Below are 20040 nucleotides of genomic sequence, written 5' to 3'. Positions count from 1 at the left end.
CGGATCAGCGCTTGAACGCCTTCACTTCAGCTTCACGCAGGCTTGGGGCCAGCTTGTCGAGTACGCCGTTGACGAATTTGTGGCCGTCGGTGGAACCGAAGACTTTCGCCAGCTCGATACCTTCGTTGATGACAACTCGGTACGGCACGTCGACGCGCTTGAGCAGCTCCCAGGTGGACAGGCGCAGAACGGCCAGCTCAACCGGGTCCAGCTCTTCGATGGTCAGGTCCAGGCAAGGCTTGAGCGCGGTGTCGATTTCAGTCTTGAACTGCGGAACCCCGTAGAGGATTTCGCGGAAATACGCGCCATCGACATCGGTGAAATCGTTATCGACCCGGAACTGAGCTTCGATCTCGTTCAACGACTGCTTGGCCATGTGCCATTGATACAGCGCCTGGGTCGCGAGCTGACGAGCTTCGCGACGCTTGGCGCTTTTCGATGGTTTGCCAGCATCCGCAGGCTTGGGATCGCGCGGGTTGAAACGATCGCTATCGTCGCTAATCACTTGGCCTCCAACTGCGCCAGCAGGCTGACCATTTCCAGAGCGGACAGGGCAGCTTCAGCACCTTTGTTACCGGCCTTGGTGCCGGAACGTTCGATGGCTTGCTCGATGGAATCAACGGTCAGTACGCCGAAAGCGACCGGTACACCGAACTCCATGGACACCTGGGCCAGGCCCTTGGTGCATTCGCCAGCCACATATTCGAAGTGCGGAGTACCGCCACGAATGACCGCACCCAGGGCGATGATTGCCGAGAATTCGCCCTTCTGAGCGACTTTCTGCGCAACCAGCGGAATTTCGAAGGCGCCAGGGGCACGGATGATGGTGATGTCGCTTTCGCTCACGCCATGGCGAACCAGGGCGTCAACGGCACCGCTGACCAGGCTTTCAACGACGAAGCTGTTGAAACGGCCTACTACCAGAGCGTAGCGGCCTTTAGGGGCGATGAACGTACCTTCGATGGTCTTCAGGGTCATTCGATAGATCTCTTAAAGAGCCGGGACGCGTCTAATGCGCGTCCCTCAGTGATATTTGAACCGCGAATACAGGGCCGGGAACAACCGGTCCTTATTCGGAGGGCACGTATTCTACAACTTCCAGGTCGAAACCGGATATCGCATTAAACTTCATCGGCGCACTCATCAGGCGCATTTTGCGCACACCCAGGTCCCGCAGGATCTGAGAACCGGCACCGACGATGCTGTAGGTGGTCGGTTTTTTCACGACGGCCTGATCGGTGCTTTCGCGAATATGCGCCAGCAACACGTCACCATCGAGCGGGTGACCGAGCAGCAGTACCACGCCACTGCCGGCCTCGGCTACCGCGGCCATGGCGGCACGCAGGCTCCAGCGGCCGGGTTGCTTGACCATCAACAGGTCGCGCAGCGGGTCCATGTTGTGCACCCGCACCAGGGTTGGCTCCTCGGCGCAGACATTGCCCAGGGTCAGGGCCATGTGCACGTCGCCTTCCACGGAATCACGATAGGTCACCAGGTTGAATTGGCCCAGTTCGCTGTCCAGCGGCTGCTCGGCAATCCGCTGAACGGTACGTTCATGGATCATCCGGTAGTGAATCAGGTCAGCGATGGTGCCAATCTTGATGTTGTGCTCGGCGGCAAAGGTTTCCAGTTCAGCGCGACGGGACATGGTGCCGTCGTCGTTCATCACTTCGCAGATCACGCCGCTTGGCTCGAAACCGGCCATGCGCGCCAGGTCGCAGGCCGCTTCGGTGTGGCCGGCGCGAGCCAGCGTGCCACCGGCCTGGGCCATCAGCGGGAAGATGTGACCTGGGCTGACAATGTCTTCAGCCTTGGCATCCTTTGCAGCCGCAGCCTGCACGGTGCGCGCGCGGTCGGCGGCGGAGATGCCGGTGGTCACGCCGGTGGCGGCCTCGATCGACACGGTGAACTTGGTGCCAAAACCGGAACCGTTGCGCGGCGCCATCAGCGGCAGCTTGAGCAACTCGCAACGCTCGCGGCTCATCGGCATGCAGATCAGGCCACGGGCGTGCTTGGCCATGAAGTTGATGTGCTCGGGCTGGCAGCACTCGGCGGCCATGATCAGGTCGCCTTCGTTCTCGCGGTCTTCGTCATCCATGAGGATGACCATCTTGCCTTGGCGGATGTCTTCAACCAGTTCTTCGATGCTATTGAGCGCCACGGGGCACCCCCTTCTTTCAGGATTTGAGGTAGCCGTTGGCGGCCAGAAAGCTTTCGGTAATGGTGCTTGAAGCGTTTGGCTCGGCGGCCTTGTCGCCCAGCAGCAGACGCTCCAGGTAACGGGCCAGCAGGTCGACTTCCAGATTCACCCGGCGACCCGGCTGGTAAGACGCCATGATCGTTTCGCTGAGGGTGTGCGGGATGATGGTCAGCAGGAACTCGGCGCCATCGACTGCGTTTACCGTCAGGCTGGTGCCGTCGACGGTGATCGAGCCTTTGTGGGCGATGTATTTGGCCAGTTCTTTCGGTGCGCGGATGCGGAACTCCACGGCGCGCGCGTTCTCGGTGCGGGCAACCACTTCACCCACGCCATCGACGTGACCGCTGACCAGATGCCCGCCGAGGCGAGTGGTGGGTGTCAGGGCTTTTTCCAGATTGACGGGGCTTCCGCTTTTCAGATCGTTCATGGCGGTACAGTCGAGGGTTTCGCGGCTGACGTCTGCTGCAAAACCATTGCCCGGCAGTTCGACTGCGGTCAGGCACACACCGTTTACCGCAATGCTGTCTCCCAGTTTGACGTCGCTCAGATCGAGCTTGCCGGTTTCTACATGTACCCGCACATCTCCGCCTTTTGGGGTCAATGCACGAATACTGCCGATGGATTCGATGATGCCGGTAAACATGGAGTTCTCCTCGAGAACAGGGCCGTCGTGTGGCGCAGCCGGGGATTATACGCTCGCCTTGGGTGCAGGAATGGCAGTGACTCGCCAGTCATCGCCCACCGCGCGAATGTCAGTGATTTTGAGCTCGGGTGCATCCTTCATGTGCGCCAGCGGCCAGTCCAGCAAAGGCCTGGCCGTGGACCCGAGAAACTTGCCGGCAATGAATATCTGGAATTCGTCCACCAGGCCTTGTTGAGCGAAGGCACCGGCCAGGCGCGGGCCGGCCTCGACCAACACTTCGTTGACACTTCGACGGGCCAGTTCGACCAGCAACTGATGCAAGTCGACCAAGCCATCGCCGCCGGCCACGATCAGGCACTCCGGACCGTTGGCGTACTGTTCCTCAACGGCCATGCAGGTGGCGACCAGCGCCGGGCCGGCCTTGAAAAACGGCGCATCCAGCGGCACCCGCAGACGGCCATCGATCAACACCCGCAGCGGCGGGCGACTCATGACCTGCGCGGTTTGCCCGGCATCGAGGCCCAGCTCATCGGCGCGCACGGTCAAGCGGGCGTTATCGGCCAGCACGGTATCGGCGCCAGTCAGGACGACGCTGGCCTGGGCACGCAGGCGTTGCACCGCCGAACGTGCGGCTGCGCCCGTGATCCATTGGCTCTCGCCGTTTTCCATCGCCGTGCGGCCATCCAGGCTCATGGCCAACTTGACCCGCACAAAAGGCAGTCCGTGTTCCATGCGCTTGAGGAAACCTTGATTCAGGTGGCGCGCCTCGCTTTCCAGCACGCCGCTTTCGACAGCGATCCCGGCCTCTGCCAGGCGCTGCAGGCCGCGTCCGGCGACCGACGGGTTCGGGTCCTGCATCGCTGCCACCACGCGGGCGACGCCGGCATTCACCAGCGCATCGGCGCAGGGCGGCGTGCGACCGTGGTGGCTGCACGGCTCAAGGGTCACGTAGGCGGTGGCGCCTTTGGCCTTGTCACCCGCCGCGCGCAGGGCGTGAACCTCGGCATGGGGTTCGCCAGCGCGCTCGTGCCAGCCTTCGCCGACAATCTGCCCATCACGCACCACCACACAGCCGACCCTTGGGTTGGGGTGAGTGGTGTAATGACCCTTGCGCGCCAGTTCGAGGGCGCGAGCCATGTAATGGGCATCGAGGATGGCTTGCTCGGCAGACGCGCTCATTCTTTCTCCGGCTCACTGGCCAGGCGATCGATCTCTTCGCGGAACTCGTTGAGGTCCTGGAAGCGGCGATACACCGAGGCGAAACGGATGTAGGCGACTTCATCGAGCTTTTTCAGCTCGGTCATCACCAGTTCGCCGACTACGAGGGATTTGACCTCGCGCTCGCCGGTGGCGCGCAGTTTGTGCTTGATGTGCACCAATGACGACTCAAGGCGTTCGACACTCACCGGGCGCTTTTCCAGCGCCCGCTGCATGCCCGCACGCAGTTTATCTTCGTCGAATGGCTGACGGCTGCCGTCAGTTTTGATCAGGCGCGGCAACACCAGCTCAGCGGTTTCGAACGTCGTGAAACGCTCGCCGCAGGCCAGGCATTCGCGCCGGCGGCGCACCTGTTCGCCCTCGGCGACCAGACGCGAGTCGATGACCTTGGTGTCGTTGGCACCGCAGAAGGGACAGTGCATGGTGGCAGGCAACAAAAAAAGGGAGGGCCATGGTAGCGCATCCCCGTGGCAAGACAAGCCATAGGGTTTGCGGTATACAGACTGGCAATCGTGTCAATTCATGGATTTCATCTTGCTGGAGCACCTAATGCCCCTAAAACCGCTCGTACTGCTCAGTGTTTTCAGCTTGCTGGTGGCCTGCGGCAGTGACGCCCCCAAGCCCCAGCCGCCCACTCCCGGCCCTGCCCCCCAGGCGGCACAGAAGAAAGCCCGACAGGCAACAGAGCTCGGCCCGCTGCCCGCTTACCAACGCGAACTGAGCGGCACGCTGCAAGGCGTCCCGGAGGGCGCCGAGGTAGAACTGGCCCTGCTGGTGATCGACGAAAAGGACCGTCCGCAACAATTGCTCGCCAGTTCCAGCCTGATCGGCACCAACCAGGTGCTGCCCTTTCACCTGCGCTTCAACCCGGATGCCTTTCCCGTCGGAGCCCGGGTTGAACTGCGCGGTCGCGCCAGCCAATCTGGCCAATTGATTCTGCATCTGCCCTCGCAGCTCATTACCCAGCCGACGACCCAGGCCCTGGGCGAGCTGCAATTTGTCAAAGCACCATGACGGCACCGCAGGACCTGCAACAGGCGTTGAGTGAACTGTTGGGCGATGCCCGACTGGTGGCGTGTGAGTTGCCGGACACCGAGCTCAAGCTTTGGCTGATCGACGGCGACCGCATGGACCGCGCCTTCAGTCCCGAAGAAACGCGACGGATTCTGCATGAACCGCCGTACTGGAGTTTCTGTTGGGCCAGCGGACTGGCGGTGGCCCGTTATCTCGCCGAGTTTCCCCATTGGGTCAAGGGCAAGCGCGTGCTGGATTTCGGCGCAGGCTCCGGGGTCGCGGCGATAGCGGCGGTGAAAGCCGGCGCGCTGGAAGTGGTGGCCTGCGACCTCGACCCGCTGGCACTGGCCGCCTGCCGGGCGAACGCCGAACTCAACAACGTGCAGCTGCAATATTCGGCGGACTTCTTCGCCGAAACCGACCGCTTCGACCTGATCCTGGTGGCCGACGTGCTGTATGACCGGACCAACCTGCCGCTGCTCGATCAATTCCTGAGTCGCGGCAAGGAAGCACTGGTGGCTGATTCGCGCGTCCGGGACTTTCGTCACCCGATGTATCAGCGCATCGAGATGTTGCAGGCATTAACCCTGCCGGACCTGGCCGAACCCGAGGAGTTTCGGCATGTGAGCCTGTATCACGCACGCCGGCGTTAAAATCCCCCTGCAGGAGCGGACTTGTCCGCGATGGATTCAGCACCACCGCTGGGCATCAGGAACCCCGCGTCATCGTTGGCCACCATCGCGGACAAGTCCGCTCCTACAGGGGCGCTTCCGGCCACCCCCCGCCAAGCCGTATAGTGAACCCAATCTAGCTTGCCAAGAGATCCCCCATGAGTCAGGAAACGCCCTACATCTTCGACGCCACGACCGCCGACTTCGAGCAGTCGGTGATCGAGAACTCCTTTCACAAGCCGGTGCTGGTGGACTTCTGGGCCGAGTGGTGTGCACCCTGCAAAGTGCTGATGCCGATGCTGCAGACCATTGCCGAGAGCTATCAGGGCGAGTTGCTGCTGGCCAAGGTGAACTGCGATGTCGAACAGGACATCGTGGCCCGCTTCGGTATTCGCAGCCTGCCGACCGTGGTGCTGTTCAAGGATGGCCAGCCTGTAGACGGTTTTGCCGGTGCTCAACCGGAGTCGGCCGTACGGGCGATGCTCGAGCCGCATGTGCAGATGCCGCCTCCGGCCGCAGCCGACCCGCTCGAACAGGCCCAGGCGCTGTTCGACGAGAGCCGTTTCGCTGATGCCGAAGCCGTGCTCACCGTGCTGCTGGGTGAAGACAATACCAACGCCAGGGCGCTGATTCTCTACGCCCGCTGCCTGACCGAGCGCGGTGAGCTGGGCGAGGCTAAAACCGTGCTCGACGCGGTCAAGACCGATGAGCACAAAGCGGCCCTGGCAGGTGCAAAGGCGCAGATCAAGTTCCTCGGCCAAGCCAGGGATCTGCCGGACGCCGCGGACCTGAAGGCGCGCCTGGCGAAAAATCCGCAGGACGATGAAGCGGTGTATCAACTGGCGATCCAGCAACTGGCGCGCCAGCAGTACGACGCGGCCCTGGATGCGCTGCTCAAGTTGTTCATCCGTAACCGCAGCTACAGCGAGGGCTTGCCACACAAGACCTTGCTGCAAGTGTTCGAACTGCTGGGCAATGATCACCCACTGGTGACCACTTATCGCCGCAAACTGTTCGCTGCCTTGTATTAAGCCTGACCGATCCAGCTATAGAGCGGCGTGTCCCCGCCGCTCGACACTTTCACCTCGGCACAATGGCGCAGGCGCACCAGCAGGCGTTTGCCTGACGCCCCGTTGCCGGTCAGCCCTTGCAACTGATCGAGCAAATCCGGCCCGGTCAATTGCCCTGCCTTGCGCAGCAGATCCTTCGCGATTTGCCATTGCGTGTCGTCCTGGCTTTGCGCTCGGGTCGGCGCCGCACTGGCTTCAGGTTTGTCCACCTGAACCTGTGCTCCTAGCCGCGCCCAGTCGGCGTCGTCCATCTCCAGGGTCAAATCCACCGGCCAGTCGCCGATGGTTCCGCGTATCCGCACCATAAGTCTGCTCCCGCACATTTCTGGCTCACATGCTCCCATGGGACTTGTGCAACGCCAAGCAGACAGTCAAACTCTGCGCACCAACGTTATAAGATTACATAACAAATTATTCATCTCAGGTTCCGGAGACTTCCCCATGCGTCGTTTGCTCCTCGCTTTGCCGTTCGCCCTGTTGCCACTTGCTGTCGCTCAGGCGGCGCAAGAACATGACCACGACCATGAGCACGGCAGCCTCGGTGCCCACGAACATGGCGTCGGCCGCCTGAATGCCGCGCTCGATGGTCAGACCCTGGAGCTGGAACTGGAAAGCCCTGCGATGAACCTGGTGGGGTTCGAACACGCCGCCACGACCGACGCCGACAAGGCCAAGGTCGCTGCTGTCCGCGCACAGCTTGAAAAGCCATTGGCCCTGTTCAGTCTGCCGAAAGCTGCCGGTTGTGTGGTCGCGAGCCAGGCACTGGAAAGCCCGTTGTTCGGTGACAAACCCGAGGCCGACGATGACCACGACGAGGACGAGGACGCCAAGGGCGAGCACCACCACGAGCACAGCGAAATCCACGCTCACTACCAATTCACCTGCGCCACGCCTGGCGCGCTGAACACCCTGGATCTGGCAAACATCTTCAATACCTTTCCAGCCACCCAGAAAATTCAGGTACAACTAATCAGCCCGAGCGGCCAGCAAGGTGTTGAAGTGACGTCCAAGGCAGCGGCGCTGAAGTTCTAACTCCTGACGCTTGAATGCTCCCGATGGAGGTCAACGATAACGCGGGCTGGAATGATGCCCTGCGCAAGTCTTGAGTCCATCGCGAGCAAGCTCGCTCCTACAGGGTAAGTAACGAGTCATTCACCCAATCGGTTTCACATGACCCAAGCACTCATCGAACTGTCAGACCTGGGCTTCAGTTGGCCCGGTCACCCGCCACTGCTGGACATCCCGGCGTTTCGCCTGGAGCCCGGAGAAACCCTGTTCCTCAAGGGCCCCAGTGGCAGTGGCAAGACCACCCTGCTCGGGCTGCTTGGCGGCGTGCAGAAGCCGGATCGCGGCAGCATCCGCCTGCTGGGCCAGGAACTCACTGAACTGGGCGCCGGAGCCCGTGATCGCTTTCGCGTCGACCACACCGGCTACATCTTCCAGCAGTTCAACCTGCTGCCGTTTCTTTCGGTGCGCGAGAACGTCGAGTTGCCCTGCCACTTTTCCAGGCTGCGCGCCGAACGCGCGAAGCAGCGCCACGGCAGCGTCGACCAGGCCGCAGCGACGCTGCTCGCGCATCTGGGCTTGAAAGATGAAAGCATCCTGGGTCGGCGCGCCGACTCGCTGTCCATCGGCCAGCAACAACGGGTGGCTGCCGCTCGCGCGTTGATTGGTCAACCGGAACTGGTGATCGCGGACGAACCCACTTCGGCCCTGGACTACGACGCGCGGGAAAATTTCATCCGCCTGCTGTTTGCCGAGTGCCGTGAAGCGGGATCGAGCCTGCTGTTCGTCAGCCATGACCAGAGCCTCGCGCCGCTGTTCGATCGCAACCTGTCGCTGGCCGAACTCAATCGCGCCGCCACGCCCGCAGAGGTCTGAGATGTATTTGTTTCGTCTAGCGATGGCCAGCCTGGCTAACCGCCGTTTCACCGCGATCCTCACTGCCTTCGCCATCGCCCTGTCGGTCTGCCTGCTACTGGCAGTGGAGCGTGTGCGAACCGAGGCCAAGGCCAGCTTCGCCAGCACCATCAGCGGCACCGACCTGATTGTCGGCGCCCGCTCGGGCTCGGTGAACCTGCTGCTGTATTCGGTGTTCCGCATCGGCAACGCCACCAACAACATTCGCTGGGACAGCTTCGAACACTTCGCCAACAACCCGAAAGTGAAGTGGGCGATCCCGATGTCCCTGGGCGATTCCCACCGCGGCTATCGCGTCATGGGCACCACCGAGGCGTACTTCGAGCATTATCAATATGGGCGCCAGCAGCATCTGGAGCTGGCGGACGGACGCGCCTTCGCCACCGATCCGTTTGAAGTGGTACTGGGCGCCGAAGTGGCCGAGGCACTGCATTACAAACTCGGTGACAAACTGGTGCTGGCCCACGGTGTTGCCGCGATCAGCCTGGTCAAGCACGACGATAAACCCTTCACCGTGGTGGGCGTTCTCAAACGCACCGGCACCCCGGTAGACCGCACGTTGCACATCAGCCTCGGCGGCATGGAGGCGATTCACATCGACTGGCACAACGGTGTCCCGGCACGGGGCAACGGGCGGATCAGCGCCGATCAGGCACGCAACATGGACCTGACACCCCAGGCGATCACAGCGTTCATGCTGGGCCTCAACAGCAAGATTTCCACCTTCGCCCTGCAACGCGAGATCAACGAATTTCGCGGCGAGCCGATGCTGGCGATCCTGCCGGGCGTGGCGCTGCAAGAGCTGTGGAGTTTGATGAACACCGCGGAAAAAGCCTTGTTCGTGGTGTCGTTGTTCGTGGTGCTGACCGGGTTGATCGGCATGCTGACGGCAATTCTCACCAGTCTCAATGAGCGCCGTCGCGAGATGGCGATTTTGCGCTCGGTTGGCGCCCGGCCATGGCACGTCGCGACATTGCTGGTGCTGGAGGCGTTCGCTCTGGCGCTGTCGGGGGTGATTGCCGGCGTGGCATTGCTGTACGTGGGCATCGCCGCTGCACAGGGTTACGTGCAGGCCAATTACGGTTTGTATCTGCCGCTGGCCTGGCCAAGCGAATATGAATGGACGCTGCTCGGTGGCATCCTGATCGCTGCTCTGCTGATGGGCAGCGTGCCGGCCTGGCGCGCGTATCGCCAATCCCTGGCCGATGGCCTGTCGATCCGTTTATGAGGAAGTTGAACATGCCCCGCGCTTTGCTTGCGCTGTTGATGCTGGTCGCCCTGCCGCTCTGGGCCGCCGAGCCGAAAGAACTGACCTGGTCGGAAATGATCCCGCCGGATGCCATGCCCGAAGTGCCGGACATGAGACCCCTGCACGACCTTTCGCAGATGAGCAATGCGCTGTCCGCCGAGTCGGCGCCAGCGGCCAAACAGGCGATGCCCAACGCACCGGTGGTGATGAGTCTGGATGGACAGAACATTCGACTACCGGGCTACATCGTGCCGCTGGAAGTCAGCGAGGAGGGCCGCACCACGGAGTTCCTGCTGGTGCCGTATTTCGGCGCCTGCATCCACGTGCCGCCACCGCCGTCGAACCAGATCGTGCACGTGAAAAGCGAAGTGGGAGTCAAGGTCGACGAGCTGTATCAGCCGTACTGGGTGGAAGGAGCGATGCAGGTGAAAGCGTCCACCAGTGAACTGGCCGATGCTGGGTATCAGATGGAGGCGGACAAGATTTACATGTATGAGTTGCCGGAGTGAATCGAGGCGCCGGTATCCTCTGTAGATGCGGGCTTGTCCGCGATGGGGCCCTCGAAGTTCCGCAAAAATTTCACCCATCACTGTTTCATTGAGCTGAATCAAAAGACCGTATCAGGCGGCTCCGTACCATTGGGACATCAAACATTTAAAACGTCCTTTGGGAGCCTCCATGCACAAGTCTTTGCTCAGCGCTTCGTTGTTCGCCCTCGCACTCGCCGCCCCGATCGCACACGCCCACGAAGCGGGCGACATCCTGATCCGGGCCGGTGCCATCACCGTCAACCCGAAAGCCGACAGTTCCAGCGTCAAGGTCGATCAGGGCCCGCTCAAAGGTGCTGACCTAGGCGGCAAGGCAACCATGGACAGCGACACCCAACTGGGTCTGAACTTCGCTTACATGCTCGACAGCCACTGGGGTATCGAGCTGCTGGCCGCTACCCCGTTCCAGCATGACGTGAAACTCAAGAACACCGCGCTGGACGCAGCCAACGGCAAACTCGGCAGCCTGAAACACCTGCCGCCTACCCTGAGTGTCGTGTACTACCCTCTGGATTCGAAGTCGGCGTTCCAGCCTTATGTCGGCGCCGGCATCAACTACACTTGGATCTTCGATGAAGAGCTGAGCAGCGATGCCAAGTCCAGTGGCTTCAGCAACTTCAAGGCGAAAAACTCCTGGGGCATGGCGTTCCAGGTCGGTGCCGACTACATGATCACCGACAACATCCTGCTCAACGCCCAAGTGCGTTACATCGACATCGATACCCAGGCGACCGTTGAAAACAATGCCGTCGCACCGGGTACTCGGGCGAAGGTCAACGTGGATGTCGACCCGTTCATCTACATGGTCGGCCTGGGCTACAAGTTCTAAAAATCGTTCACGTGGTGGGAACGAGCTGCAAAAAAAAGGCGCCTGTGAGGGCGCCTTTTTCTATTGCCGCGGCATCCGCTCAACGTCCGAGCAGACGCGCCAAACCGACACTCATCGACGTGCGGGCAGGCAAGACAAAACGCGCCTGCAAGCGTTGGTTATTCGCCCGTGAGTGGCGGATATCGCCAGAACGCGCCGGACCGTAATTCACCGGTGGCAGTTCGCCGACCACTTCTTTCAGGGCATCGAGCATCTGCTTGAGACTGGTGGCCTGGTTCCAGCCAACATTGACCGCTCCCGCCTCGGGCTGCGGTTGCTCGATCGCCTGCACCAACACGTTGACAAGGTCAGCGACGTAGACAAAATCCCGCGTCTGCTCACCGTCGCCGAACACGCTGATCGGCAAGCCCTTCTGCGCACGCTCGCTGAAAATGCTGATCACCCCGGAGTACGGCGAGGACGGATCCTGGCGCGGGCCGAAAATGTTGAAGAAGCGGAAAATCACCGGTTCCAGTTTGTGCTCGCGGCGGTAGAAATCGAAGTAATGTTCGCTGGACAGTTTGTCCGAAGCGTAGGGCGTCAACGGCGCCTTGGGCGTGTCCTCGTCAATCGACTCACCTTCACCGTTGTTGCCATAGACCGCCGCGCTGGAGGCAAACAGCACACGCTTGACCCCGGCCTGGCGCATGGCCTCGCAGACGTTGAGCGAGCCAATGAAATTGCTTTGGTGGGTCCTCACCGGATCGTCCACCGAAGCTTGCACCGACGCGACCGCTGCCAGGTGCGCCACCGCGCTGCAACCACTCATCGCCTGCGCAACCAGCGTCGCATCAGCGACATCGCCGACGATCAGTTCGACCCTGGGGTTATCCAGCGGCAGATTGCTGCGCTTGCCCGTGGACAGGTCATCGACAATCCGCACCGAGTAGCCCTTGGCGAGCAAGGCATCGGTCAGGTGCGAGCCGATGAAACCGGCACCACCGGTAATGAGAACGGGGCCGTCAGCCATGGCGATAAAACCTGTCCAGTAAACCCGGGAGTGCCGCACGCCAGGCGCGTGGTTTGATCCCGAAGGTGTGAAGAATTTTCTTGCAGGCCAGCACCGCGTGTTGCGGCTCTTCGGCAGCGTCCGGGCGCGCGGCGTGAGCCTGGGCGGTGGGCTCTTCGATGGCCAGCGGATGCAGCGCGCGGGCTTCGGTGAGAATCGCCTGACCGAGTGCCAGCGGCGTGGTCGCCTCGTGCCCGGCGTAGTGATAGGTGCCCCACAGCGGCGCCGCACAGTCGAGTTGCTTGAGCACCGAAATGATCACCCGGGCCGCATCGTCCACCGGTGTCGGATTGCCCCGACGGTCATCGGCCATCAAGAGCTCTTCGGGGTTTTCGGCACGAGCCAGGAATCGTCCGAGTGTACCTTCGGGGCTGTCATCGAGCAGCCAGCCGAAACGCAGCAACACATGTTGCGGGCACGTGGCACGCACGCTCTGCTCGATTCGCCATAACGCCTGGCCGCGCAGGCCAAGCGGTACGGGTTCGTCTTTTTCGCTGTAGGCGGTGGCGCGAGAGCCGTCGAATACGCGATAGCTCGACGGTTGCAGCAGGACGATGTCGTGATGCTGGCACAATTCGGCCAGGCGCTCGACGGCCCGCTCCTGCCCGGCCAGACGCAGCTCGCTGACGGCCTCCGCCTGAAACCAGTCGAAGTAGTAGGCAAGGTTGATCACCGCATCCGGGCGGGTATCGTCAAGCAGTTGCGTCAGGCTCGCGGCATCCCAGCCGTCTTGCGGAGGGCGGGGGGCGAGGAAGCCGATGTCTTCCTCCGCACCGAGGCGAATCAGCGCCTGCCCAAGGGCATTTCCGCCGCCCAGTAACATAAGGCGCATTCGCATAGAGTCAGCAGGCCCAGTCTTGGTGGAAAAAAATGAAAGTTGTCGGAATCGTTGCATTTTGCGGGTTTAGTGCGCAACCGTCATCCGTAAAGTGTCGATGTCCGGGTCTTGCATCTTCCCGCCCACACCCGCATAACTGCCCCATGAACCTGCCCATCCCCGCAGACAGTGCCCTGAACGGCTTCCACCCTGCCGTCAGCGCCTGGTTCAGCAGCACCTTCCCAACGGTCACAGCCGCCCAGGCCCGGGCGTGGCCGCTGATCCGCCAGCACCGTTCGACCTTGATCGCCGCGCCCACCGGTTCGGGCAAGACGCTGACCGCGTTTCTCGCCGTGCTCGATGACCTGGTCCATCGCGGGCTGGAGAGCGGCGAAGGGTTGCCCGACGAAACGCTGGTGGTCTACGTGTCGCCGCTCAAGGCCCTGTCCAACGACATCCAGATCAACCTGCAAACCCCGCTGGCCGGCATCACCGCGCAACTGCGCGCCATGGGTTTGCCCGAGCTGCGCATCAACACCGCCGTACGTACCGGTGACACGCCGCAAAAAGAGCGCTCGGCCATGCGCAAGACCGCGCCGCACATTCTGGTGACCACCCCGGAATCGCTATACGTGCTGCTCGGCTCCGATTCCGGCCGGCACATGCTCAAATCCACGCGCACGGTCATCGTCGACGAAATCCATGCGATCGCCGCCAGCAAACGCGGCAGTCACCTGGCCCTGAGCCTGGAACGTCTGCAGGCGTTGAGTTCGACCCCGTTGATGCGCATCGGTCTGTCGGCCACGCAAAAACCCATCGAGGCGGTGTCACGCTTCCTGGTCGGACGCGACCGCCCCTGCGAGATCATCGACATCGGCCACGCCCGTCCCCGAGACCTGGCCATCGAAGTGCCGCCGGTGCCGTTGTCGGCAGTGATGGCCAATGACGTGTGGGAGCTGGTCTACGACCGCCTCGCCACGCTCGCCCGGGAGCACCGCACCACGCTGATATTCGTCAACACCCGGCGCTTGGCCGAACGCCTGAGCCGGCATCTGAGCGAGCGTCTGGGCAAACAGGCCGTCGCGGCCCACCACGGCAGCCTGGCCAAGGAGTTTCGCCTGGACGCCGAACAACGGCTCAAGCGCGGCGAACTGCAAGTGCTGATCGCCACCGCTTCGCTGGAATTGGGTATCGACATTGGCGACGTTGACCTGGTGTGCCAGATTGCCTCGCCACGGTCGATTGCAGGCTTTCTGCAACGGGTCGGCCGTTCCGGCCACCAGGTGGGTGGCACGCCCAAGGGCCGCTTGTTCGCCACCACCCGCGACGACCTGATCGAATGCACCGCCCTGCTCGACTGCGTGCGGCGTGGCGAGCTCGACATCCTGCACATTCCACTCGCGCCGCTGGATGTGCTGGCCCAGCAGATCATCGCCGAGGTCAGTTGCCAGGAATGGCACGAACAGGCGTTGCTGGACATGTTCCGGCAGGCTTCGCCCTACGCCGGACTCGATGACAAGCACTATCAGGCGCTACTGCAAATGCTCGCCGAGGGCTACAACGGGCGCCAGGGTATCCGCAGCGCGTTCCTGCACCGCGACGCCGTGACCCGTACACTGCGCGCCCGTCGCGGCAGTCGGCTGACCGCCGTGACCAGCGGCGGCACGATCCCCGACAATGCCGACTACAGCGTGCTGCTCGAACCCCAGGGCCTGAACATTGGCAGCGTCAATGAAGATTTCGCCGTGGAAAGCATTGCTGGCGACGTCTTCCAGCTGGGCAACACCTCGTACCGCATCCTGCGGGTCGAGACGGGCAAGGTCAGGGTCGAGGACGCACAGGGTCAGCCACCGACCATTCCGTTCTGGCTCGGTGAAGCGCCGGGACGCAGTAGCGAGTTGTCGTTCGCCGTGGCGCGCCTGCAAGGGCACATCGATGAGTTGCTGAGCGCCACCCCCGGCAACTTGCAACCCACCGTCGACTGGCTGACCGGCACCCTCGGCCTGGACCTCGCCAGTGCCGAGCAATTGGTCGACTACCTGGCCCGGGCGCGCCTGACACTGGGTGCCCTGCCGTCGCAGGATACGCTCGTGATGGAGCGTTTTTTCGACGAGTCCGGTGGGACTCAATTGATCATCCACACGCCCTTCGGCAGCCGCGTCAACCGCGCGTGGGGCCTGGCCTTGCGCAAGCGCTTCTGCCGCACCTTCAACTTCGAACTGCAGGCCGCCGCCAGTGAAGATGCCATCGTGCTGTCACTGTCCACCAGCCACAGTTTTGAACTGGACGAAGTCTGGCGCTATCTGCACAGCAACAGCGCCCAACACCTGCTGATTCAAGCCGTGCTCGAGGCGCCACTGTTTGGTGTGCGTTGGCGTTGGAACGCCGGGGTCGCACTGGCGCTGCCGCGTTTTACCGGCGGGCGCAAGGTTGCGCCACAGATCCAGCGGATGAAAAGCGAAGACCTGATCGCCAGCGTATTTCCCGACCAGATCGCCTGCGTTGAAAACCTCGCTGGCGAGCGCGAGGTGCCCGAGCATCCTTTGGTGGAGCAGACTCTCGACGACTGTCTGCACGAAGCCATGGACTGCGAAGGCTGGCTCACGCTGTTGCGGCGCATGGAACGCGGCGAGATTCGACTGATCAGCCGCGATCTGCCGGCGCCCTCGCCACTGGCGGCAGAAATCCTCAGTGCACGGCCTTACACCTTTCTCGACGACGCACCGCTGGAAGAGCGGCGCACTCAAGCGGTGATCAACCGCCGCTGGACCGATGCGCAATCCACCGACGACCTCGGGGTCCTGGATGCCGAGGCGATTCAAGCGGTGTGCGACGAAGCCTGGCCGACACCGGCCAGTGTCGATGAAATGCACGAAACGCTGATGAGCCTGGCCTGCATCAGCGCAGTGGAGGCGCAGGCCAATCTCCAATGGCACGACTGGCTGGCCACCCTCGCGGAACGTGGTCGCGCCAGCCTTTTGCAATTGGATGACGGGCAATCGTTGTGGCTACCCGTGGAGCGGCTGACGTGCCTGCAAGCGATTTATCCACAGGCGATTCTACGACCGCCGCTACAGGCGCTGCCGGGGTTCGATGAAGCCTGGGACGCAGACGACGCAGTGGTGGAAGTCATCCGCGCGCGGCTCGGTGCTTTTGGTCCGTTGCCGTTGCAGGCGAGTGCCGATCCTCTGCAATTGCCATCGGCGCAAGTCGCCCAGGCATTGGCGCAACTGGAGCGCGAAGGTTATGTGCTGCGCGGATTTTTCACTCCGGGCGCGGACCAGGAACAATGGTGCGAGCGGCATCTGCTTGCCCGAATTCATCGTTACACGGTCAAGCGTCTGCGCCGTGAAATCGAACCGGTGGCGTTGCAGGACTTCATGCGTTTTCTGTTCGACTGGCAGCATGCGTCCGCGAGCGCTCAAGGCAAGGGCAGCGCGGTCTTGCCGGCGATTATCGGCCAGTTCGAAGGCTACCCCGCCGCTGCTTCAGCCTGGGACAGCGACATCCTGCCGGCGCGCATCAAAGACTATTCGCCTAGCTGGCTGGATGAGCTGTGCCGCAGCGGCAAACTGGTGTGGACGCGCCTGACCGCGCACAGCGCCAGCAGCGCCTTGCGCAGCACTCCGATTGTGCTGCTGCCGCGCAGCCAGGTCGGGTTGTGGAGCGGCCTGACGGAACAAACGCCGGTGAGTGAACTGTCGCCCAAAGCGCAGAAGGTCTACGATGCTTTCAACCAGCACGGCGCACTGTTTTTCGATGAGCTGATGCATGAGGCCCATCTGCTGCGTACCGAGCTGGAAATCGCCTTGCAGGAACTGGTGGGTGCCGGGTTGGTGAGTGCTGACAGTTTTGCCGGATTGCGCGCCTTGATCACACCCGCCAGCAAACGCCAAACCCGCAGCAGTCGACGCGGACGGGGGGCATTCATCGGCGGCATGGACGATGCCGGGCGCTGGGCTTTACTGCGACGCAGGCCGACAGCCGGCGCGCGGGATAAAAACCAGCCCATCCCCAGTGACACTCTCGAACATATCGCCATGACCTTGCTTCGGCGTTACGGCGTGGTGTTTTGGCGTCTGCTGGAGCGCGAGGCGGATTGGCTGCCGAGTTGGCGTGAGTTGCTACGCACCTTTCATCGCCTGGAAGCCAGGGGCGAGATTCGCGGCGGACGGTTTGTCAGTGGCCTGGCCGGTGAGCAGTTCGCCTTGCCCGAGGCGATTCCCTTACTACGCGAAGTCCGCCGGCGTGAACATGACGGCAGTCTGACCGTGGTGTGCGGCGTTGACCCGCTGAACCTGGCTGGCACATTGCTGCCGGGGGCGAAAGTGCCGGCATTGGCAAGTAATCGGTTGGTGTACCGCGATGGGTTGCCGGTCGCGGCGGTGATTGCCGGCAAGCCCGTTTATTGGGTGGAGGCAGATGTGGCGTTGCAGGACAAGCTGATCCGACCTTTTTGAGGGCCATGCCCGCTCCTACACAAGCCCCCTGTAGGAGCGAGTTTACTCGCGATGGTCGTCAATGATGACGCTGGCTGTCTGGAGCCCCGCGGTGTCCGGACCTTCATCGCGAGCGTGCTCGCTCCTACAGAGGGCGTTCGTACACTAAAAAACCCTGCCTAAGTCCTCGAAGGATCCGGCAACACCACCCCCGCACTCTCCTCCTGCACATTTTCCTGCGCCGCCTGCCGCTTCGGCATGAAAACCTGCTGTGGATAAGTCTGCGCGAAATGCACCGATGGGTTGTTATCCACAAGCTTTTTCAAGCGCTGGTTGAACGCCCGGCTCACCGCATATTGCCCGCCGGACACCGTGCGAAATTGCGCCGTCAGCACTACGCCGTTGAGGTCCATCTTGTCGACACCGAATACATCCAGCGGGCCTTGCAGGTTGTACTTGAGAAACGCGTCCTCGCGAATCGAATCCCCGGCCTCTCGGATAAGCGCGATGGCCTGGTCGACATCGGTGTCATAGGTGAACTGCACGGAGAAAAACGCAAAGGCGAATTGCCGCGACTGGTTGGTAACGGCCTTGATCTGGCCAAACGGCACGGAGTGGACAAAACCCTTGCCGTCACGCAGGCGCAAGGTACGGATGGTCAGGCCTTCGACCGTACCGGCGTGACCGGAATCGAGCACCACCCAATCACCCACCGACAGCGTGTCCTCGATGATGATAAACAGACCAGTGATCACGTCCTGCACCAGTTGTTGCGAACCAAAACCGATGGCCAGGCCGACCACACCGGCACCCGCCAGCAGCGGCGCGACATTGATGCCCAGATTGGCCATGGTGGTAATCGCGCAGATCACCACCAGAATGATTTTGATCGCGTTGCGCAGCAGCGGCAGGATGGTCTTGACCCGCGTGCTCGGCTGTCGCGCCGAGCGCTTGTTGACCGGTGGTTTCAAGGCTTCCTGGATCGCCGTGTCGAGCACCACCCACAGCAGCCAGGTCACGAGCAGGATCAGGCCGATGCTGCTCAGCGAATCACTGATCGCCCGTCCCACTGAGTTGCGCTCGGCGAATTCAAACAGCGAGACACCCCAGATGCGTCCGAGAATTTCGATGAACGCCACGGCCATGACGATCCGCAACAAGGCATGCAGCAAACTGAGAAAACGTTCCTTGTAGGCGCTGCTGCGCTGGATCGCTTCGGCTTTGCGGGATTTGAACAGGTGCTGGAACACCGTGCTGAGGAACACGGTGGCGATTAGCAAGATGGTCGTGAACAGCGCGCAGCGCAGGGCTTTTTGATTGTCTTCGCCAACACCGATCAGGTTGATCACCGAGACCAGCACCATCAGCAGGATCGGCAGATACCAGAGTCCGGAAAATATTCGCAGTGACTCCTGCAATGAGGGCTGTTTCAAGCGCTGCGCCAGCGAGCGGTTACGAATCAGGTGCGCCACCGGCCGGCGCAGGCGAATCACCAGCAGGCCGAAGACGACCGAGGCGAACAGGCCGGTGAATACCGCAATACTGCTGGTGAGATTGCCACCGATTTGCCGGGCGATTTGCGGGCTGGTCAAGGCATCGCTGAGGGCAGCGAGGAAGCCGATGAGGAACAGCGGTCTGGGGCAGTAATCACGGATAATCTGCACTGCCGGGCGCTTGTGGCCAGTCTTGAACAACACCACCACGCACAAGAACATCGACGTAGAGAAAATGCCGCTGCTGGTGGCGTAGGCAAAACACAGCGCCAGCGCCCTGCCTACCGAGACGGGCATGAAATGACTGGCATAGAGGGTCAACGGCAGGCAGACCAGCGCGGGTAACGTGTACGGCAACACGTAGCCAAGCAGATCCTGCGCACGATGACGCTCGCGCAGCCAACGTCCCTGACTCAAGCGCCGCGCCAGCAAGCCGCCGAGCACCGTGAGCAAGGCGAACACGCCGAGCCAAACACCGGACAAGAGCATGAAGTCGCCCGCCACGCTCATGGGTGATCGCGACGACGGCTGGTTCACCAGCTTACCGACCTCGTCCGCCGCCCGGTCCGCGCGCAGGCGCCAGGCGTCGACCAGGTTTTCGTTGAGGTCGAGTTTGTCCTGCACGTCATCGATGCTGGAACTGATGGCGCCCAGCAGGCCACCCTGGACCAGCGGCTCGGGTTTCGCCGGTTCCTCGGCAGCCGCGGGAACGCCCGGCAGCGCAGCGGCTTGCAACCCGTTGCTGCCCAAACACAGCAACGCCCCCAGTAACATCATGATCCTGAACTTGAGCAAAACGGAGAGCTCCTCGACAAGGGTCTGTTAGGAACTGATCAGCATTTGCCCGGCAAGTTCGGTTTTTGCTAAGCAGCCTGTAGGAG

Annotated in this window: 19 protein-coding genes; 9 read left to right on the top strand and 10 right to left on the bottom strand. The window is 62.0% G+C overall.

Annotated elements, in window-relative coordinates; genetic code table 11:
* Nucleotides 1-4: 4 nt before the first annotated feature.
* The 6 genes from nusB to nrdR form a co-directional block, all read right to left on the bottom strand.
* The gene (gene nusB / locus AB4N64_RS28130; protein ID WP_460120483.1) at nt 5-505 is read right to left on the bottom strand and encodes a transcription antitermination factor NusB; all 501 of its coding nucleotides are present in this window, start codon (nt 503-505) and stop codon (nt 5-7) included.
* Complete coding sequence (gene ribH / locus AB4N64_RS28125) at nt 502-978, bottom strand: 6,7-dimethyl-8-ribityllumazine synthase (RefSeq protein ID WP_224541369.1); 477 nt, start codon at nt 976-978, stop codon at nt 502-504. Before ribH ends, nusB begins: the two co-directional genes overlap by 4 nt.
* Nucleotides 979-1069: 91 nt before the next feature.
* The gene (gene ribBA / locus AB4N64_RS28120; protein ID WP_460120481.1) at nt 1070-2161 is read right to left on the bottom strand and encodes a bifunctional 3,4-dihydroxy-2-butanone-4-phosphate synthase/GTP cyclohydrolase II; all 1092 of its coding nucleotides are present in this window, start codon (nt 2159-2161) and stop codon (nt 1070-1072) included.
* A gap of 16 nt (nt 2162-2177) precedes the next feature.
* Nucleotides 2178-2843, bottom strand: coding sequence for a riboflavin synthase (locus AB4N64_RS28115; protein ID WP_460120480.1), 666 nt, complete (start codon nt 2841-2843; stop codon nt 2178-2180).
* Nucleotides 2844-2888: 45 nt separating this feature from the next.
* Entirely contained in the window at nt 2889-4022 is a 1134-nt protein-coding gene (gene ribD / locus AB4N64_RS28110; RefSeq protein WP_460120478.1) for a bifunctional diaminohydroxyphosphoribosylaminopyrimidine deaminase/5-amino-6-(5-phosphoribosylamino)uracil reductase RibD, read from the bottom strand.
* On the bottom strand, nt 4019-4483 hold the full coding sequence (gene nrdR / locus AB4N64_RS28105) for a transcriptional regulator NrdR (RefSeq protein ID WP_460120476.1): 465 nt from the start codon (nt 4481-4483) through the stop codon (nt 4019-4021). The genes ribD and nrdR overlap by 4 nt, the downstream gene beginning before the upstream one ends.
* A 127-nt stretch (nt 4484-4610) precedes the next feature.
* Here nrdR and AB4N64_RS28100 point away from each other — a divergent pair, with 127 nt between their 5' ends.
* From AB4N64_RS28100 to trxA, 3 genes are all read left to right on the top strand, one after another.
* Nucleotides 4611-5075, top strand: coding sequence for a YbaY family lipoprotein (locus AB4N64_RS28100; RefSeq protein ID WP_460120475.1), 465 nt, complete (start codon nt 4611-4613; stop codon nt 5073-5075).
* The gene (locus tag AB4N64_RS28095; RefSeq protein ID WP_460120473.1) at nt 5072-5728 is read left to right on the top strand and encodes a class I SAM-dependent methyltransferase; all 657 of its coding nucleotides are present in this window, start codon (nt 5072-5074) and stop codon (nt 5726-5728) included. The genes AB4N64_RS28100 and AB4N64_RS28095 overlap by 4 nt, the downstream gene beginning before the upstream one ends.
* Before the next feature lie 176 nt (nt 5729-5904).
* Nucleotides 5905-6777, top strand: coding sequence for a thioredoxin (gene trxA, locus AB4N64_RS28090; protein ID WP_460120471.1), 873 nt, complete (start codon nt 5905-5907; stop codon nt 6775-6777).
* Here trxA and AB4N64_RS28085 read toward each other — a convergent pair.
* Nucleotides 6774-7121, bottom strand: coding sequence for a hypothetical protein (locus tag AB4N64_RS28085; RefSeq protein WP_460120469.1), 348 nt, complete (start codon nt 7119-7121; stop codon nt 6774-6776). The genes trxA and AB4N64_RS28085 overlap by 4 nt on opposite strands.
* Nucleotides 7122-7257: 136 nt before the next feature.
* Here AB4N64_RS28085 and AB4N64_RS28080 point away from each other — a divergent pair, with 136 nt between their 5' ends.
* The 5 genes from AB4N64_RS28080 to AB4N64_RS28060 all read left to right on the top strand — a co-directional run bounded on the left by AB4N64_RS28080 (nt 7258) and on the right by AB4N64_RS28060 (nt 11362).
* On the top strand, nt 7258-7848 hold the full coding sequence (locus AB4N64_RS28080; RefSeq protein ID WP_460120467.1) for a DUF2796 domain-containing protein: 591 nt from the start codon (nt 7258-7260) through the stop codon (nt 7846-7848).
* Between the two features lie 138 nt (nt 7849-7986).
* Entirely contained in the window at nt 7987-8697 is a 711-nt protein-coding gene (locus AB4N64_RS28075; protein WP_460120465.1) for an ABC transporter ATP-binding protein, read from the top strand.
* 1 nt (nt 8698) lies between these two features.
* A complete protein-coding gene (locus AB4N64_RS28070; protein ID WP_460120463.1) occupies nt 8699-9964 on the top strand; it encodes an ABC transporter permease in 1266 nt (421 codons plus the stop codon).
* Between the two features lie 11 nt (nt 9965-9975).
* On the top strand, nt 9976-10494 hold the full coding sequence (locus tag AB4N64_RS28065) for a DUF3299 domain-containing protein (protein WP_460120461.1): 519 nt from the start codon (nt 9976-9978) through the stop codon (nt 10492-10494).
* A gap of 169 nt (nt 10495-10663) precedes the next feature.
* Nucleotides 10664-11362, top strand: a complete 699-nt coding sequence (locus AB4N64_RS28060; protein ID WP_460120459.1) for an OmpW/AlkL family protein — start codon at nt 10664-10666, stop codon at nt 11360-11362.
* A 79-nt stretch (nt 11363-11441) separates the two neighbouring features.
* On the opposite strand, the gene AB4N64_RS28055 is transcribed toward AB4N64_RS28060, so the two are convergent.
* The gene (locus AB4N64_RS28055; RefSeq protein WP_460120458.1) at nt 11442-12371 is read right to left on the bottom strand and encodes an NAD-dependent epimerase/dehydratase family protein; all 930 of its coding nucleotides are present in this window, start codon (nt 12369-12371) and stop codon (nt 11442-11444) included.
* A complete protein-coding gene (locus AB4N64_RS28050; RefSeq protein ID WP_460120456.1) occupies nt 12364-13248 on the bottom strand; it encodes a sugar nucleotide-binding protein in 885 nt (294 codons plus the stop codon). The genes AB4N64_RS28055 and AB4N64_RS28050 overlap by 8 nt, the downstream gene beginning before the upstream one ends.
* 143 nt (nt 13249-13391) lie before the next feature.
* On the opposite strand from AB4N64_RS28050, the gene AB4N64_RS28045 reads away from it, so the two are divergent.
* On the top strand, nt 13392-17687 hold the full coding sequence (locus tag AB4N64_RS28045) for a DEAD/DEAH box helicase (protein ID WP_460120454.1): 4296 nt from the start codon (nt 13392-13394) through the stop codon (nt 17685-17687).
* Nucleotides 17688-17845: 158 nt separating this feature from the next.
* Here the strand turns inward: AB4N64_RS28045 and AB4N64_RS28040 are convergent, their stop codons facing one another.
* Nucleotides 17846-19954, bottom strand: coding sequence for a mechanosensitive ion channel family protein (locus AB4N64_RS28040; RefSeq protein ID WP_460120452.1), 2109 nt, complete (start codon nt 19952-19954; stop codon nt 17846-17848).
* Nucleotides 19955-20040: the final 86 nt, after the last annotated feature.

It is taken from the genome of Pseudomonas sp. S2_C03 (assembly GCF_054668405.1).
This window is presented reverse-complemented; position numbering and strand designations above follow the sequence as displayed.

Coding starts and splice junctions, on each gene's coding strand:
- AB4N64_RS28100 (WP_460120475.1), top strand. CDS start 4,611: ATGCCCCTAAAACCGCTCGTACTGCTCAGTGTTTTCAGCTTGCTGGTG.
- AB4N64_RS28045 (WP_460120454.1), top strand. CDS start 13,392: ATGAACCTGCCCATCCCCGCAGACAGTGCCCTGAACGGCTTCCACCCT.
- AB4N64_RS28055 (WP_460120458.1), bottom strand. CDS start 12,371: ATGGCTGACGGCCCCGTTCTCATTACCGGTGGTGCCGGTTTCATCGGC.
- AB4N64_RS28080 (WP_460120467.1), top strand. CDS start 7,258: ATGCGTCGTTTGCTCCTCGCTTTGCCGTTCGCCCTGTTGCCACTTGCT.
- AB4N64_RS28085 (WP_460120469.1), bottom strand. CDS start 7,121: ATGGTGCGGATACGCGGAACCATCGGCGACTGGCCGGTGGATTTGACC.
- AB4N64_RS28070 (WP_460120463.1), top strand. CDS start 8,699: ATGTATTTGTTTCGTCTAGCGATGGCCAGCCTGGCTAACCGCCGTTTC.
- AB4N64_RS28075 (WP_460120465.1), top strand. CDS start 7,987: ATGACCCAAGCACTCATCGAACTGTCAGACCTGGGCTTCAGTTGGCCC.
- ribH (WP_224541369.1), bottom strand. CDS start 978: ATGACCCTGAAGACCATCGAAGGTACGTTCATCGCCCCTAAAGGCCGC.
- AB4N64_RS28060 (WP_460120459.1), top strand. CDS start 10,664: ATGCACAAGTCTTTGCTCAGCGCTTCGTTGTTCGCCCTCGCACTCGCC.
- nrdR (WP_460120476.1), bottom strand. CDS start 4,483: ATGCACTGTCCCTTCTGCGGTGCCAACGACACCAAGGTCATCGACTCG.
- AB4N64_RS28095 (WP_460120473.1), top strand. CDS start 5,072: ATGACGGCACCGCAGGACCTGCAACAGGCGTTGAGTGAACTGTTGGGC.
- ribD (WP_460120478.1), bottom strand. CDS start 4,022: ATGAGCGCGTCTGCCGAGCAAGCCATCCTCGATGCCCATTACATGGCT.
- AB4N64_RS28065 (WP_460120461.1), top strand. CDS start 9,976: ATGCCCCGCGCTTTGCTTGCGCTGTTGATGCTGGTCGCCCTGCCGCTC.
- AB4N64_RS28115 (WP_460120480.1), bottom strand. CDS start 2,843: ATGTTTACCGGCATCATCGAATCCATCGGCAGTATTCGTGCATTGACC.
- trxA (WP_460120471.1), top strand. CDS start 5,905: ATGAGTCAGGAAACGCCCTACATCTTCGACGCCACGACCGCCGACTTC.
- AB4N64_RS28050 (WP_460120456.1), bottom strand. CDS start 13,248: ATGCGAATGCGCCTTATGTTACTGGGCGGCGGAAATGCCCTTGGGCAG.